The 14336-nt window shown below is 53.7% G+C and carries 11 protein-coding genes; 5 read left to right on the top strand and 6 right to left on the bottom strand.

Annotated elements, in window-relative coordinates:
* Positions 1-25: 25 nt before the first annotated feature.
* Positions 26-370 carry a hypothetical protein gene (locus tag NHM04_RS12700; protein ID WP_254264157.1) on the top strand — a complete coding sequence of 115 codons (345 nt, stop codon included), beginning with the start codon at positions 26-28 and terminating at the stop codon, positions 368-370.
* Positions 371-433: 63 nt separating this feature from the next.
* Here NHM04_RS12700 and NHM04_RS12695 read toward each other — a convergent pair whose 3' ends face one another.
* From NHM04_RS12695 to thiI, 6 genes are all read right to left on the bottom strand, one after another.
* A complete protein-coding gene (locus tag NHM04_RS12695) occupies positions 434-898 on the bottom strand; it encodes a VapA/VapB family virulence-associated protein (RefSeq protein ID WP_254264156.1) in 465 nt (154 codons plus the stop codon).
* Between the two features lie 161 nt (positions 899-1059).
* Positions 1060-2934, bottom strand: a complete 1875-nt coding sequence (locus tag NHM04_RS12690) for a cellulase family glycosylhydrolase (RefSeq protein ID WP_254264155.1) — start codon at positions 2932-2934, stop codon at positions 1060-1062.
* Positions 2935-3676: 742 nt separating this feature from the next.
* Complete coding sequence (locus NHM04_RS12685) at positions 3677-5002, bottom strand: glycoside hydrolase family 2 TIM barrel-domain containing protein (protein WP_254264154.1); 1326 nt, start codon at positions 5000-5002, stop codon at positions 3677-3679.
* Between the two features lie 203 nt (positions 5003-5205).
* Positions 5206-7029: a translational GTPase TypA gene (typA, locus tag NHM04_RS12680; RefSeq protein WP_254264153.1), complete on the bottom strand. Its 1824-nt coding sequence runs from the start codon at positions 7027-7029 to the stop codon at positions 5206-5208.
* A 139-nt stretch (positions 7030-7168) separates the two neighbouring features.
* Positions 7169-7633 (bottom strand): hypothetical protein, encoded by a 465-nt coding sequence (locus NHM04_RS12675; protein ID WP_254264152.1) that lies wholly within the window; start codon positions 7631-7633, stop codon positions 7169-7171.
* A gap of 24 nt (positions 7634-7657) precedes the next feature.
* Positions 7658-9127 (bottom strand): tRNA uracil 4-sulfurtransferase ThiI, encoded by a 1470-nt coding sequence (gene thiI, locus NHM04_RS12670; protein WP_254264151.1) that lies wholly within the window; start codon positions 9125-9127, stop codon positions 7658-7660.
* Positions 9128-9483: 356 nt separating this feature from the next.
* Between thiI and glnA the strand changes: the two genes are divergently transcribed.
* The 4 genes from glnA to glnG all read left to right on the top strand — a co-directional run bounded on the left by glnA (position 9484) and on the right by glnG (position 14275).
* A complete protein-coding gene (gene glnA / locus NHM04_RS12665) occupies positions 9484-10890 on the top strand; it encodes a glutamate--ammonia ligase (RefSeq protein ID WP_254264150.1) in 1407 nt (468 codons plus the stop codon).
* A gap of 117 nt (positions 10891-11007) precedes the next feature.
* A complete protein-coding gene (locus NHM04_RS12660) occupies positions 11008-11559 on the top strand; it encodes a DUF4124 domain-containing protein (protein WP_254264149.1) in 552 nt (183 codons plus the stop codon).
* A gap of 207 nt (positions 11560-11766) precedes the next feature.
* Complete coding sequence (gene glnL, locus NHM04_RS12655; protein ID WP_305881947.1) at positions 11767-12840, top strand: nitrogen regulation protein NR(II); 1074 nt, start codon at positions 11767-11769, stop codon at positions 12838-12840.
* 16 nt (positions 12841-12856) lie between these two features.
* Entirely contained in the window at positions 12857-14275 is a 1419-nt protein-coding gene (gene glnG / locus NHM04_RS12650; protein WP_254264148.1) for a nitrogen regulation protein NR(I), read from the top strand.
* The last annotated feature ends 61 nt before the right edge of the window (positions 14276-14336 follow it).

Raw genomic sequence — 14336 nt, 5'->3', positions numbered from 1 at the left:
AGTTTTGACTCCTGCGGGGAAGTGTATGTACCAGCTCATAGATTTCGGCACGAAAGCTCTGAGCAAGGACGTTCAACTTATTGTAAAAGGACTACCACTGTTACAACGCACTGAATTAAGTGCGGTCACTCTGTTTAATCAAACAAGTTCCAGCATTAGCGTAAAAACCTACGACGAATCCGACCGAGTACGCTGGGTTTCTTTTGAAGATAAGAAAATTGGCCCGCTACAAGCGGCACACTTAACCGCGAGAGGTCGCAAGATTCACATTGCTATCAGCGGCGGGCGCACCTTACTCTTCACCTGTCGCAAGGGTCACACCTACCTGTTTGACGGCTGCCAGATGTTCGAAAGGGCTTGGGGGCAGTAATTCAAGCAAGCAAAAAAGAGAAAGGGGGCTTAGCCCCCTTATTGCGCTCAAGTCTTCGCAACCTCAACGCCATACGCCGTCACCCTTACCCACCGAGAAAACGCTGGATATGGCACCGGCCTGAAAATGACCCAATAACATTTCGTTAAAGTCAAAAAAGTAAAACGCCGTGTAGCTAGGCGTCGCTGTGTAGGTAAACTCACAGGTGCGGCAGTACAGATCGTCAATTGAGCAGCCATCTGCGAGAAATATGTCGCCGACAAGGGCACCACCTGTGGGCAACCCCTGCCCCCAAACCCGACCGCTAAATGCCCGTCCGCCCTCGACGTTACAGCTGGCTTTGACATAGTAGATCAAGCTGCTTAAGGAACCCTCGGCGTCATAGGGCGTGGCGGTACGCAAGCGGTTCTCGGTAGTGTTTTCCAGGGTCTGAACTGTGCGCCTCATGGACGACTCGTCCAACATACCGGTAAAGTATTTTTGAAAATCTACCGCCAATTGTTTTGGACTTTTCTGCAACACCGACATACCGACCCCCAATTGTGTTTTTACTTGCGGCGGCTATCACCGCGAACAGCTCACACAATAGCGATACAGGCGATTGCAACACCATTACAGACCATTACACCAGGCATAAAAAAGCCGGGCACTGGGCCCGGCTTGACAGTGTGGCTAGTAACAGGGGATGTCTAGTCTTGCCACAGGCGTTGCAGCAAGCTCCATTTGTCCTGGTCAAAGCCTTCCCAAGTACCCCAGCCGGCCTCGTTCGAGACGGGGTCATAGGCATGGTTGTACAAACCACCGGTATCACCGGATTCTGGGTTGGTAGACCAGTAACAGGCCTGAATATCCTTCTCGATCATGTAATCAACCAGGGTATTCTGCCACTGCTCATCGACATTGGTCTGAATGTGACCCCAGCGTTCCCGATCGCGCACAGGCGCGCCATTCGGCCAGTCAAAGAAGCCGCCAAACTCGCCGATTACCATGGCATAACCCTGCTCGCGCAGATAGCCAAAGTGCTCATCCCAACCGGGGCGAATACGGGCCGGGTCAATCACAATATTACAGCCGGCATCACCGGCTTCGTCGCCTTCCAGGCCATCACACTCGGGTTCGGCCGGGTCCATAAACTGCGGTTGCACATAAACCGAAGGACCATAGGTGTGGGGCGACAGAATCAGACGTTCTTTAGGAATATCCAGAGGATCAAACTGCAGTGGATAGAAGTTCTCGCCCCAGTTGGGGTTAGTATCTTCGCCACCGTGAGCGACTTCGGTGCCATCACTGGTGCCGGCAGAAATACCTTCAACCATCACCAGAATATCCTGGTTGACTTCGTTGATGGCTGCATAGGCATTTTCGGCCAGGGTGCTCCACTCATCCCAGGTGTAATCCCATGGCTCGTTGAAAATATCGATGGCCATAATGTTGTCTACACCCAGCTGCTCGGAGAAGCCGGCAATGGTTTGCAGGTCTTCAAGCCAGAGTTGCTCGTTGTACTCGTGAACCACAACACCTTCGTCGTCCACGACGCCGCAGGAATAACCTTCACGGGTAAATTCGTAGTGTTCACGGTCGCGGTCGGCATAAGGCGGTGTGGCATCCAAACGACCGGCGCGCCAGCCCACATAATTGGAGCAGGAGTGAATATCGATTATCACCTGAATGTCGTTCTGATCGGCCTGCACAATAAAGTCTTCCAACGCTTGTCGCGCGTTATCCTGACGCACAGAGGGCGCGTTTTTCAAAACCCCGCCCTGACGAATGTCGCCGCGCCCCTGGGGATCATTGGGGTCCAAAGTTTGCGGAGCAATAGGAAGGCGGATAGTGTTAATACCCTGGGCGGTAATTTCATCCATGGTTTGCTGAATGTCGCGGCCGCTTTCAACCCACCACATATTGCCCACATACAACTCCATTGGTGCGCCGTCGGGGTTGTTTTCTGCATCCGGCGGCTCGTGCTGACCTTCCAAACCAAACCAGGAAGAACACTTAACCGGAAACAACTCGCCATTTTTAGTAATGTTGCCAGTCTCGTCTACACGGAAGGTACCGTCACCGGAGGGCTCACTGGATGACGAGGAACTGCTGGAAGAACTTGATGATGAGCTGGAGGAACTGCTCGAAGAAGAACTACTGGAAACTGAGCTGCTCGAGCTACTGGAGGAAGAGCTTGCCCCGTTACAAACATCGCCATTGACGACCGGGACTTCAGCCGCGCCGCCGTTAGTAGTACCCTGAAAACCGAAGCTTACTGTTTGCCCCGGTTGAATGGTGCTGTTCCAGCTAAGATTGGACGCACTGTAAGGGTTTGAGCCGCTTAAATTAGCGTTCCAGGTATTACCTAATGTGTTGTTGTCATACTGCCAATTTACATTCCAGCCATTGATGGGCTCGTTGCCAGTATTGGTGATATTGATGCTACCCACAAAACCTGAGCCCCAATCACTGTTAACCGTATAACTGCAGCTGGCGCTTTGTGCTCCAGCGCCCTGGGCAACTGCAGCAATGGCTAACCCGAGAATAGCCGTAGATCTAACACGTCTCTTCACTTTAAACATTTTATTACTCTCCATAGCGTTGCATCGCAGAATCGCGAACACACCTCAATACTAAGCCGCCAAAAAAATAGTTAGCTTTTTAACGACCCACATCCTCTGCGATAGCTAGCAAGAAAATTATTAAATTTATATTCGCAACAACCTTTAAATACTAATCGGCCGTTTACGAAGCAGGCAGTATAGACACAAGAGACAAGTAAAAAAGGAATTCACGCGCCGACCTCTGAGAGGAAAGTCACAGAAAAAATTTATATTTTTCTCATAAATCAACAATAAAATTTTTCGCGACACAGGTTATCGATAACAAAATTTTTCGAAAAAATTAAATCCGAAAAGCAAAAAAAACACTGAATAAAAACGGGTATTTCAATTGCACGTTGTCGGTATCGATAACACATTACCGAATAGAATAAAGAAGTCACGAAGAGAAAAACTAACGCTTTATTGATAAAGCGTTAGTTATGGAATATTGAAATGAAAACCGAAGAAAGCTCGAAGGCTTAGCCTTATAGGCTAATAGATACTGAATCGGCTGACTGCCAACCCTTGTGCTGCATACACTGTTTTACCGACGCAGAACCGGGGAGATTATGCAGGCGCGAACACTCCAGCAAATCGTCCTTATAGTCCACATCATCGCCGCTGCGAATATACTCCGGGTTATAATAGAATCCCGAGCAAGCGCCGAGATTAAGCAGGCATAACATCAGTACAATGCATCGGCCCGCTGGCATATACATGGCTATTGCCCCGAGGAAACATAAAAGGGAAAGTTTGCGTTACCCACTTTGCCACGATCATCGTAGATATAGGCAAAGATTCGGTAGTCTCCAGCTACTTTGGGCGCAGTAAAAACCATTTTTCCCGGCTCTTGGCTAATAACCTTCAACTCTAAGGCTTCGGGCTTGGCTTCAAAGGCTCCGCCCTGACTGCGCTCTCCCACCTCGTGCAATAGCTGCCATTGGTAACGCAAAGGATCGCCATCCGGGTCGCCTGCCGCAACATCGACGGTAAGTGCCTGTGCAGGCTTAACATAAACACTGCTCTCGGCGGGCTGCCCATTTAGACGAATGGAATGGGCTAGTGGGGCGCGATTGTCTGGATAGCTTCCGGTCCAATAGCGCGACAGCTCATCGACGCGCGCATTGGGCTTACCGTCGGCATTGAACATGCCGTACCAGGTCGGTGTTCGCTCTTGCTTTTGCCCCCACAAAAACGCATAGGAACCAATAACCTGGCCCGTGGGGTTGCCATCGAAGGCCTGATGCATACGCTCGGCAAAAGTTTTTGCTTTAACTCCACTGGGCTCTTCTATCTCTCGGCCCCACTGTGTCGTAGGTCGTTCCCAGTGACCTATGGCGCCATACTCGGTCACCATGAAGGGCTTGTCCACCCCGACTTCTTCAATAATCGCGGGCAAATTTGCCACATCGGCATACAACTGTACGGATATAAAATCCACGCTGGGCGTGTACTTCAGGGCGGTTTGAATATGCGCTTTATCGGCACCGGCGAAAGAGTAAGTCACCGGATGATTGGGGTCTTCCTGGTGGATATACTCAATCATCTGGTTAATGGCCATATAAACCTTGGGGTTTACATCCGTTAACGAGCCGTCGTCGTCAAACAGCAGGTTTGGCTCATTGGCCACTACCCAGGCCAACAGGTTGGGGTGATCTTTGTACTTTTGCACCGTTTTCTGCAAGCGCGCAAACTGCTCCGCCACCGCCTGCTCATCATTGTAATCAAAACCATGCAATTGCTTTTGTGTGTCAAACCCCAGCGCCACCATAATCCCCAGCTCGGCGGCGCGGGCCAATATGGCATCGGCGTTATCGGCACTCCAGGTACGGATACTGTTGCCGCCTATCTGGGTTAACAGCTCCAGAGTGGCGAGATCGGAACCACCAAAACCAACACCTTTTACGGCGAAGGGTTGACCGTCAACTAACAGCTGGTACGCGCCCTCGGTTTTCACGATATCGACATCTTTCGGCTCGCCCGCAAGGACGGCATTTACGGAACAGAGCGCACTCAAAAGCGCTACAGCGGCAGGCTTAAACTTCATAGGGGTAACCTCTTTTATTTTGAGGTTATAAAATCAGGCTCGGTGCTTAGAGTCAGCCCACATCCAGAAAATAATAAAAGTGGGACGCCCAGACAAAAGTGAGACTTAGCCACCTCCTAGGGTTTTATCGCAGGCATAAAAAAAGCCCCGCGAGCAACGCTTGCGAGGCTTTCGTATGCCACAATAGGTAAATCTTAGTCGGTTTACTTCTTCGCGCGCTTGCGTTCGTTTTCGGTCAACAATTTTTTACGCAAACGAATAGACTCAGGAGTCACTTCTACCAGCTCGTCGTCCTCAATAAACTCAAGCGCCTGCTCCAGAGTGTGCTGGATAGGTGGCGTCAAAGTCAGAGCTTCGTCGGTACCGGCGGCACGAACGTTGGTCAACTGTTTGGCTTTGGTGGGGTTAACCGCCAGGTCGTTGTCGCGAGAGTGAATACCGATAATCTGTCCTTCGTAGATATCTTCACCGTGGCCCAAGAACAGACGGCCGCGATCCTGCAGATTAAACAGTGCGTAGGCTAGGGTTTTACCCTTCACCATGGATACCAGCACCCCGTTGTGACGGCTGATCACCTCACCGGCCTTGACCGGGCCATAGTGATCAAAAATGCTGGTCATAATGCCCGAGCCAGAGGTCATAGTCAGGAACTGGCCACGAAAGCCAATCAAACCGCGCGAGGGAATCAAAAACTCCAGCTTCACTCGGCCTTTACCGTCCGGCTCCATGTTGGTCATTTCGCCGCGACGCAGACCCAGCTCTTCCATTACGCTGCCCTGGTGCTGGTCTTCCACATCGATAACCACCTGCTCGTAGGGCTCGTGAATCTCGCCGTCTACTTCGCGCTGAATTACCTCGGGGCGAGATACACCCAGCTCAAAGCCCTCGCGGCGCATGTTTTCAATCAGTACCGACAGGTGCAACTCGCCGCGGCCAGACACCACAAACTTATCGGGGCTATCGCCCTGTTGGACCCGCAGCGCCACGTTATGAATCAGCTCTTGATCGAGGCGCTCGCGAATATTGCGGCTAGTAACAAATTTGCCCTCTTTACCGGCAAAGGGTGAGTCGTTGACTTGAAAGGTCATGCTCACGGTGGGCTCGTCTACTGTCAAAGCGGGCAGCGGCTCGATGGTGTCGGGCGCACACAGGGTATCGGAGATATCCAGACCATCAATACCGGTAATGCACACAATGTCACCGGCGGTAGCGCGATCAGTGTCCACACGCTCCAGACCGTGGTAGCCCATCACCTGCAGAACCTTGGCTTTTTTGGTGCCGCCTTCACGCTTGGCCACTACCACTTGCTGATTAGGGGACAGACTGCCGCGCTTAATACGGCCAATACCGATAACGCCCACGTAGCTGTTGTAATCCAGCGCCGAGATCTGCATCTGGAAAGCGCCGTCAATATCAACATTTGGCGGCTGTACGTGCTGGGTGATCATTTCAAACAGCGGCGTCATATCTTCCGCTAGCTCGTCCGGCTCGGGGCCGGCAACACCATTCAGGGCAGAGGCGTAAATAATCGGAAAGTCCAGCTGCTCGTCGGTCGCGCCCAGGCGATCGAACAAATCAAACACCTGGTCCACCACCCAGTCGGGGCGCGCACCTGGGCGGTCAACTTTGTTGATCACCACAATGGGGTTCAAGCCTTTTTCGAAAGCTTTGCTGGTTACAAAGCGAGTTTGCGGCATAGGACCGTCAACGGCATCTACCAGCAACAGTACTGAATCCACCATCGACAGTACGCGCTCTACCTCACCACCGAAGTCGGCGTGCCCGGGAGTATCCACAATGTTAATGCGGAAGTCGTTCCAGCGGATGGCGGTGTTCTTTGCCAGAATGGTAATGCCGCGCTCTTTTTCCTGATCGTTCGAATCCATGATGCGCTCGGCACCTTCGTCGCGACGGTCCAGCGTACCGGATTGGGACAGCAGCTTGTCCACCAGGGTCGTTTTGCCGTGGTCAACGTGGGCGATAATAGCGATATTGCGCAGCTTGGCGATGTCGGGTTGGGTGGTCACAATGTTGCTCTCAGAGGTAATGAATGGCAGCGCCCTACAGGACGACTGAAAAGGCGCGCATTATAGCGATCGAAAGCGACAACAGGAATCAAAAAGAACAGTTTTTAGGCACTTTTTACCAAATTAACGGCAAAATGCATTACAAACCAAAGTAGTTGGTCGGCTCTTCGCCATCGGGGCCCACTTCTCCCTCGCTGTCGCCGGCAAATTGAAAACGCTCGATCCGGCCGCTTTTCGCGTGCACAAAACAGCTGATAAAAATCTCGCGGGGCTCCCCCTCCTGGTCAGAGTCGGCGTAAATCAATGCCTCAAGGAAAATTTTATACAGGTCTTTACTGTGATCCTGGCGGCTACTGAAGGTGTCTACATGCAATACCCGAATGCGCCCGTCGAATGAGTTTTCCGCCTTTTCTTCACAGGCCATCTGGCCATCGGTCATGGTGGCGTGGCGATAGGGGCCGGCCTCTTCGCTGCCCGCGCGCAGTGCAAACTCACCCACAGAAACGTCTAACACCTGCAGGGTAGCCAGCACCGACAAAGCCACAATCGCCAGGGCAATGGCTAAAAAGCCAAGCACTTGGCGCAGAGGTGTTTTTCTGGGCATCGTGTAAAACCTAAGCTAATGGGGCTATTGCGGCCGGTATACACCAATATTGGTATGGCCATCATCGGCCAGATGCGAGGCGTGCAGCTGACTCATAATACCTTTCTCACAATACAGGTAATACTGTTTACCACCATGCAGTTGCCCCAGCGCGTTGTTAAGGGTATAGAACGGAATTTTGAGTACTTCGGCATCTAGCAGCAAGGGCTTTAGAGATTCTTCATCCGGATGGCGGATATCGATCACCACCGCAGCGTCAGGCAGCTCACTCACTACATCGACCTCAGCGGCCCCCTCTACCGATTCGGCCAGATCGCGCACATCCGCCACTACTCGCGAACTAATCGCCTGCTCGAGCACGGCAAAATCAAACTTTTCCTCAACCGCCTGCACCTTGTCCATGCGCGCTCGGGTGGTGGGCTTAACAGAAATCACTCCGCAGTACTCTGGCATATTGGCCGCAAAAGTCTCGGTGCCAATCTCGCGTGAGATATCGATAATCTCGCCTTTATCCATGGTGATCAGTGGGCGCAGCACCAGAGTGTCGGTGACCCGGTCGATCACACTTAGGTTGGGCAAAGTCTGGCTGGAAACCTGGGCCACACTCTCACCAGTCACCAGTGCCGGCCATTTAAACTCTTGCGCCACACGGCTGGCGGCGCGCAGCATCATGCGCTTGAGCACCACCCCCATATAAGAGTTATCGACATGCTGCAAAATTTCGCTCACCACGCCCTCAAACGGTACAGTCACAAACTTTACCGGGTGGGATGCACCGTACTTGTGCCAAAGGTAATAGGAAACCTCTTTCACTCCCAGCTCGTGTTGCCGTCCGCCCAGGTTGAAAAAGCAAAAATGCGTGCGAATACCGCGCTTCATGGTCAGGTAGGTGGACACCGTAGAGTCAAAACCGCCCGAGATCAGCGAAACCACTGACTCCTGCGACCCCAACGGGTAGCCCCCCAGGCCCTGCTGCTGACTGGATACGACAAACAACCGCTCGTCTTTAATCTCCAGGCGCACGGTAATCTCGGGCTTGCGCAGCTCGACGCCGGCATTGTCAGTGTGCTGCGCCAGACCGCCCCCCACGTAGCGCTCCACCTCATGCGAGGTAAAGTCGTGGTTACCGCTGCGCTTGGCACGCACGCAAAAGGTTTTACCCGCCAGGCGCCCCTGCCAGCAACTTAAAGTCGCCTCGAATATTCCGTGCAAATCCCCCAGGGGAAACTCCAGCACCTTTAGGTAGCTGCCGATGCCCGGCGTATGCGCGAGAATCTCAGCTACCCGAGCCTCGCGCAGGGCGATCTCGTCGCCGGACAGATTGCTGTCATCGGCACTGATTTCGATTTTCTCCCAGTCGCGATCCACCCGGATACCCGGCCCCACGGGCGCAATCAGCGCGCGCAGGTTGTCGCGCAGCTGCTTGATAAAGCGCTTGCGCACCGGCGGTGACTTGATAATTATTTCTGGGAAAACCTTGACGATGAAATGCATGAGAGCCTACTGTAAGCGCGCGGTAAAAGCGCGACATTATAATGCATGGCTGGTGGCGAAACAAAAACCCGCCATTATGCCAAAGCACCATAATGATGCACACTTTTGTGCATAAGCACCATTTTGGTTCGCGCCAATCCTGTAAGATCTGAGCCACCGGATGGCAGGCCCTGTAACATCGCCCGCCACCCATGTTTTATTTGCTGGCACAGTTCTTGCCCTTACCCCGGGACACTAATAGTCGCCCGGCTCAGTCCGCTGAGCGCAGTAGGGCGCAAAGCCTGATTTGCCCACGCACTTCAGGCACACATGTTTAACGTCCGTAGCCCGTAGGCTTTACTAATTGGAGGCACTCGATGTCCAAAAAGACACTGGAACTGATCAAAGAACACGAAGCACGCTGGGTAGACATGCGCTTTACCGATACTCGCGGTAAAGAACAGCACGTTACCATTCCCGCCGCTTCTATCGACGACGATTTCTTTGAAGAAGGCAAAATGTTTGATGGCTCGTCCATCAACGGCTGGAAAGGCATTAACGAATCAGACATGATTCTGATGCCAGACGACGAAACCTCTATTCTGGATCCTTTCGCCGAAGACAGCACTGTAATCATTCGCTGTAACATCGTTGAGCCTACCACCATGCAAGGCTACGACCGCGATCCCCGCTCTATCGGCCTGCGCGCGGAAGAGTATTTGAAATCTACCGGCCTGGGCGACACCGCTCTGTTCGGTCCTGAGCCAGAATTCTTCGTATTTGACAGTGTCCACTGGGCCTCCGAAATGGGCGGCGCCTTCTACAAAATCAAATCCGAAGAAGGCGCTTGGTCTTCTGGCGACGAGTTCGAAGACGGTAACGCCGGCCACCGCCCAACCGTCAAAGGCGGCTACTTCCCCGTTCCTCCCGTGGACTCACTGAACGATCTGCGTGGCGCCATGTGTAACGCCATGGAAGCCATGGGCCTGGAAATTGAAGTTCACCACCACGAAGTGGCCACTGCCGGTCAGTGTGAAATTGGTGTTGGCGCCAACACTCTGGTGAAAAAAGCCGACGAAGTACAGATTCTGAAGTACTGCGTGCACAACGTTGCCCACGCCTACGGCAAAACCGCCACCTTTATGCCTAAGCCGCTGATCGGCGACAATGGCTCTGGTATGCACGTACACCAGTCTTTCTCTAAAGACGGCGTCAACCAGTTTGCCGGTGACGACTACGCTGGCCTGTCTGAAACTGCTCTGTACTACATTGGCGGTATCATCAAGCACGCCCGCGCCCTGAACGCTTTCTGTAACGCTTCAACCAACTCTTACAAGCGTCTGGTTCCAGGCTTTGAAGCGCCTGTTATGCTGGCCTACTCTGCGCGCAACCGCTCTGCGTCTATCCGCATTCCGTTTGTAACCAGTCCCAAAGCCAAGCGTGTTGAAACTCGCTTCCCTGACCCCACCGCTAACCCTTACCTGTGCTTCGCAGCTCTGCTGATGGCCGGTATTGACGGTGTGCAGAACAAGATTCACCCAGGTGAAGCGGCGTCTAAAGACCTGTACGACCTGCCTCCAGAAGAAGAAGCACAAATCCCAACTGTGTGCTCTAGCCTGGAGCAAGCTCTGAACGCTCTGGAAGAGGACAACGAGTTCCTGCAAGCCGGCGGTGTATTCACCAAAGACTTCATCGACTCTTACATCGAGCTGAAAAAAGCCGACATCCAGCGTCTGCAAATGACTCCACACCCAGTAGAATTCGAACTCTACTACAGCGTGTAAGTCACACTTGGTACCTCGCGTACCAAGTCGCAAAAAGGCCCGCCTGTTGCCAGGCGGGCCTTTTTCTTTACCTCACAAAGCGCTATCTTATTGCCACTGCTCAAACGGAATGATCTTATGCGCTTAACTTCATTGATTGGCCTGGCAACTTGCTTTACCGCCCTATGCTTCAGCGCGCAGGCCGAGGTCTACAAATCGGTCGATAAATACGGCAATGTCACCTACACAGACGACCCCAGCAGCGTGGAGCGCTACGGCGACAAAGCGGAAAAAATCACCGTACCCCCAACGAATGTCGTACCGGGCACCAAACCCATCGATTTAAATGCCCGCCCCCAGAACGAGCAGGAGAACCAATCCGAGGCTGACAACGTCAGCTACAACGTGCGCATTGTCAGCCCCACCAACGAATACACCGTCACGCCCGGCCAGCGCGACCTGATTATCGCCGCAGCGACAGACCGCCCGCTGCAGGGCGACGCCGAGTTCGCCTACTACATGGACGGCGAGCTGCTGGGCCGGGCCGCCGTGAATAACTTTTCCATTCGCGAAATTCTACGCGGCGAACACCAAATACGCGTCGATGTACTCAATGCCATGGATGAGGTGCTCGGCAGCAGCGAAACTGTGACCGTATACGTGCACCGGGCCTCAGTACTAAGCCCCTAAGCGGCGCCACTGCCCCCACAGGCACCCCACCAGTACCGACTTTCGCCCCAAAGCGAAGCAAGCGCCCCACTTCTGTGCAAGAATGTGTACAAATTCATCGTGCACTGTGTGAAAACGCCCGTTTTTCGCACCTTTTTGTGTTGGTTTGCTTATTGCATGGTGCACCTTCATAAATCACCGCGCTGCGGTTCTGGAGTAGGTACAACCGTGACACCCCGAGACATCCACAAACCTCTGCTCGACAGCCTGAGCACCGCCATTATTCTGCTGGACAGCCACTTACAGCTGTGTCACATGAATCCGGCGGCCGAGGCTCTGCTGTCTATCAGCTGTGAACGCTGTCGCGGCGAGGCCATTACCCACTTTTTTCACGAGTCGTCGGACACACCGGGCGAGCTGCTACACGCGGCCAACAATGCCAACCACTACACCAAACGCCACGCCGAATGGCAGCTGCTTAATGGCGAGCAAATTACAGTGGACTACACGGTCACACCCTTTGCCGATAACGACGGCCTGGTGATAGAAATTTTACCTATCGACCGCTTGCTGCGTATTTCGCGCGAGGAAATGCTGACCTCCTCCCAGGAAACCACCCGCGTGTTGATACGCGGCATGGCGCACGAAATTAAAAACCCTCTGGGCGGAATTCGCGGCGCAGCTCAGCTGCTAGCGCGGGAGTTGCCCGGCAATGATTTGGCCGAGTACACCAGCATTATTATTGATGAGGCAGACCGGCTGCGAAATTTGGTGGACCGCATGCTGGGGCCCAACCAGCTGCCAGAGGTCGCCAATTTAAATATTCACGAGGTTTTGGAACGGGTAGCCACCATGATTCGCGCCGAGAGCAGTGGCGCTATCCGCATTGTGCGCGACTATGACCCCAGCATTCCAGATATTCGCGGCGACAAAGAGCAACTGATTCAGGCGCTGCTCAATATTGCCCGCAATGCCATGCAGGCCATGTTCGAAAACGACACCCCCAACCCGGCATTGACCCTGCGCACGCGGGTGCGACGCCAATACACCATCGGGCGTCAGCATCATCCCTTGGTAGTGCATATAGAAGTTATCGACAATGGCCCGGGCATTCCCGAAGCCATGGTGAAACAAATTTTCTACCCCATGATTTCCGGCCGCGCCGAAGGCACCGGGCTTGGGCTGACAATTTCACAGCACTTAATCCACCAGCATAACGGCTTGATTGAGTGCCACAGCGAGCCAGGGGAGACACGCTTTAGCTTGTACCTTCCCATGGAAACCACATCCACCAATACTTAATCTGTGAGAAACCGCCATGCAGAAGTCTAATCGCGTATGGATCATTGATGACGACCGCTCAATCCGCTGGGTTTTGGAAAAAGCGCTGCAGGGTGCCGGTATTGAAACCCGCACCTTCGATACCGCCGACAGCGCGCTGCACCAGCTGAGTCGCGAAGTGCCCGACGCCATTGTCAGCGATATCCGCATGCCCGGGATGGACGGCCTCGGCTTGCTATCCAACTTACACACCAACCACCCGGAAGTGCCGGTTATTATTATGACCGCACACTCGGATCTGGACAGCGCGGTGGCGGCCTACCAGGGCGGCGCATTCGAGTATTTACCCAAACCTTTCGATGTGGACGAAGCCGTAGCCGTAGTGCAGCGCGCCCTGGCCCACGCCGAAGAACAAAAATCCGAGCGCACTCACACAGACACAGTGGAAATCGATACCGAAATCATCGGTGAAGCGCCGGCGATGCAGGAAGTGTTTCGCGCGATTGGCCGCCTGTCGCAATCGAACATTACGGTGCTGATTAACGGTGAATCCGGTACTGGTAAAGAACTGGTAGCCCGCGCCCTGCACCGCCACAGCCCCCGTCGCAGCGAGCCGTTTATCGCTCTGAATATGGCCGCCATTCCCAAAGACCTGATGGAATCGGAATTATTCGGCCACGAAAAAGGCGCGTTTACCGGCGCCGCCACTCAGCGTCAGGGCCGCTTTGAACAAGCCAATGGCGGCACGCTGTTTCTGGATGAAATTGGCGACATGCCCGCCGAAACACAAACGCGCTTGTTGCGCGTGTTAGCGGACGGAGAATTTTACCGCGTGGGCGGTCACACCCCCGTCAAAGTGGATGTGCGAATTATCGCCGCCACGCACCAGGACCTGGAAAACCTGGTGACTGACAATCGCTTTCGCGAAGATTTATTCCACCGCTTAAACGTTATTCGCATTCATATTCCCAAGCTGGCTAACCGCCGCGAGGACATCCCCAAGCTGTCGCAATTCTTTTTGCAAAAGGCCGCCGGCGAGCTGAATGTGGACACCAAAATCCTGCTGCCGGAAACCGAAGATTTTATGTGCAGCCTGCCCTGGCCCGGTAACGTGCGCCAGCTGGAAAACACCTGCCGCTGGATTACCGTTATGGCTTCCGGGCGCGAGGTGCACACGGAAGATTTACCCCCCGAGCTGATGGACAACAAAGAGGGCAACGCGCCGGCCGACGACTGGGAAAAAGCCCTGCGCCACTGGGCCGACCAAGCTCTGGCCCGCGGCCATCACCAGCTGCTGAGTGAAGCGGTACCCACCTTTGAGCGCGCCCTGATTGAAACCGCGCTCAAATACACCGCCGGGCGCAAGCGCGATGCCGCCAACCTTTTGGGCTGGGGCCGCAATACGCTAACGCGCAAACTGAAAGAGTTGGATATGGCCGGGCAAGAAGAGGCCTAAGCCTGAGCGTCAGACGTCTGAGGTCAGATGTCTGACGCGAGTATTCTTTCCATGTGACTCA

It is taken from the genome of Gilvimarinus sp. DA14 (assembly GCF_024204685.1).
Classification (GTDB): Bacteria; Pseudomonadota; Gammaproteobacteria; order Pseudomonadales; family Cellvibrionaceae; genus Gilvimarinus.
This window is presented reverse-complemented; position numbering and strand designations above follow the sequence as displayed.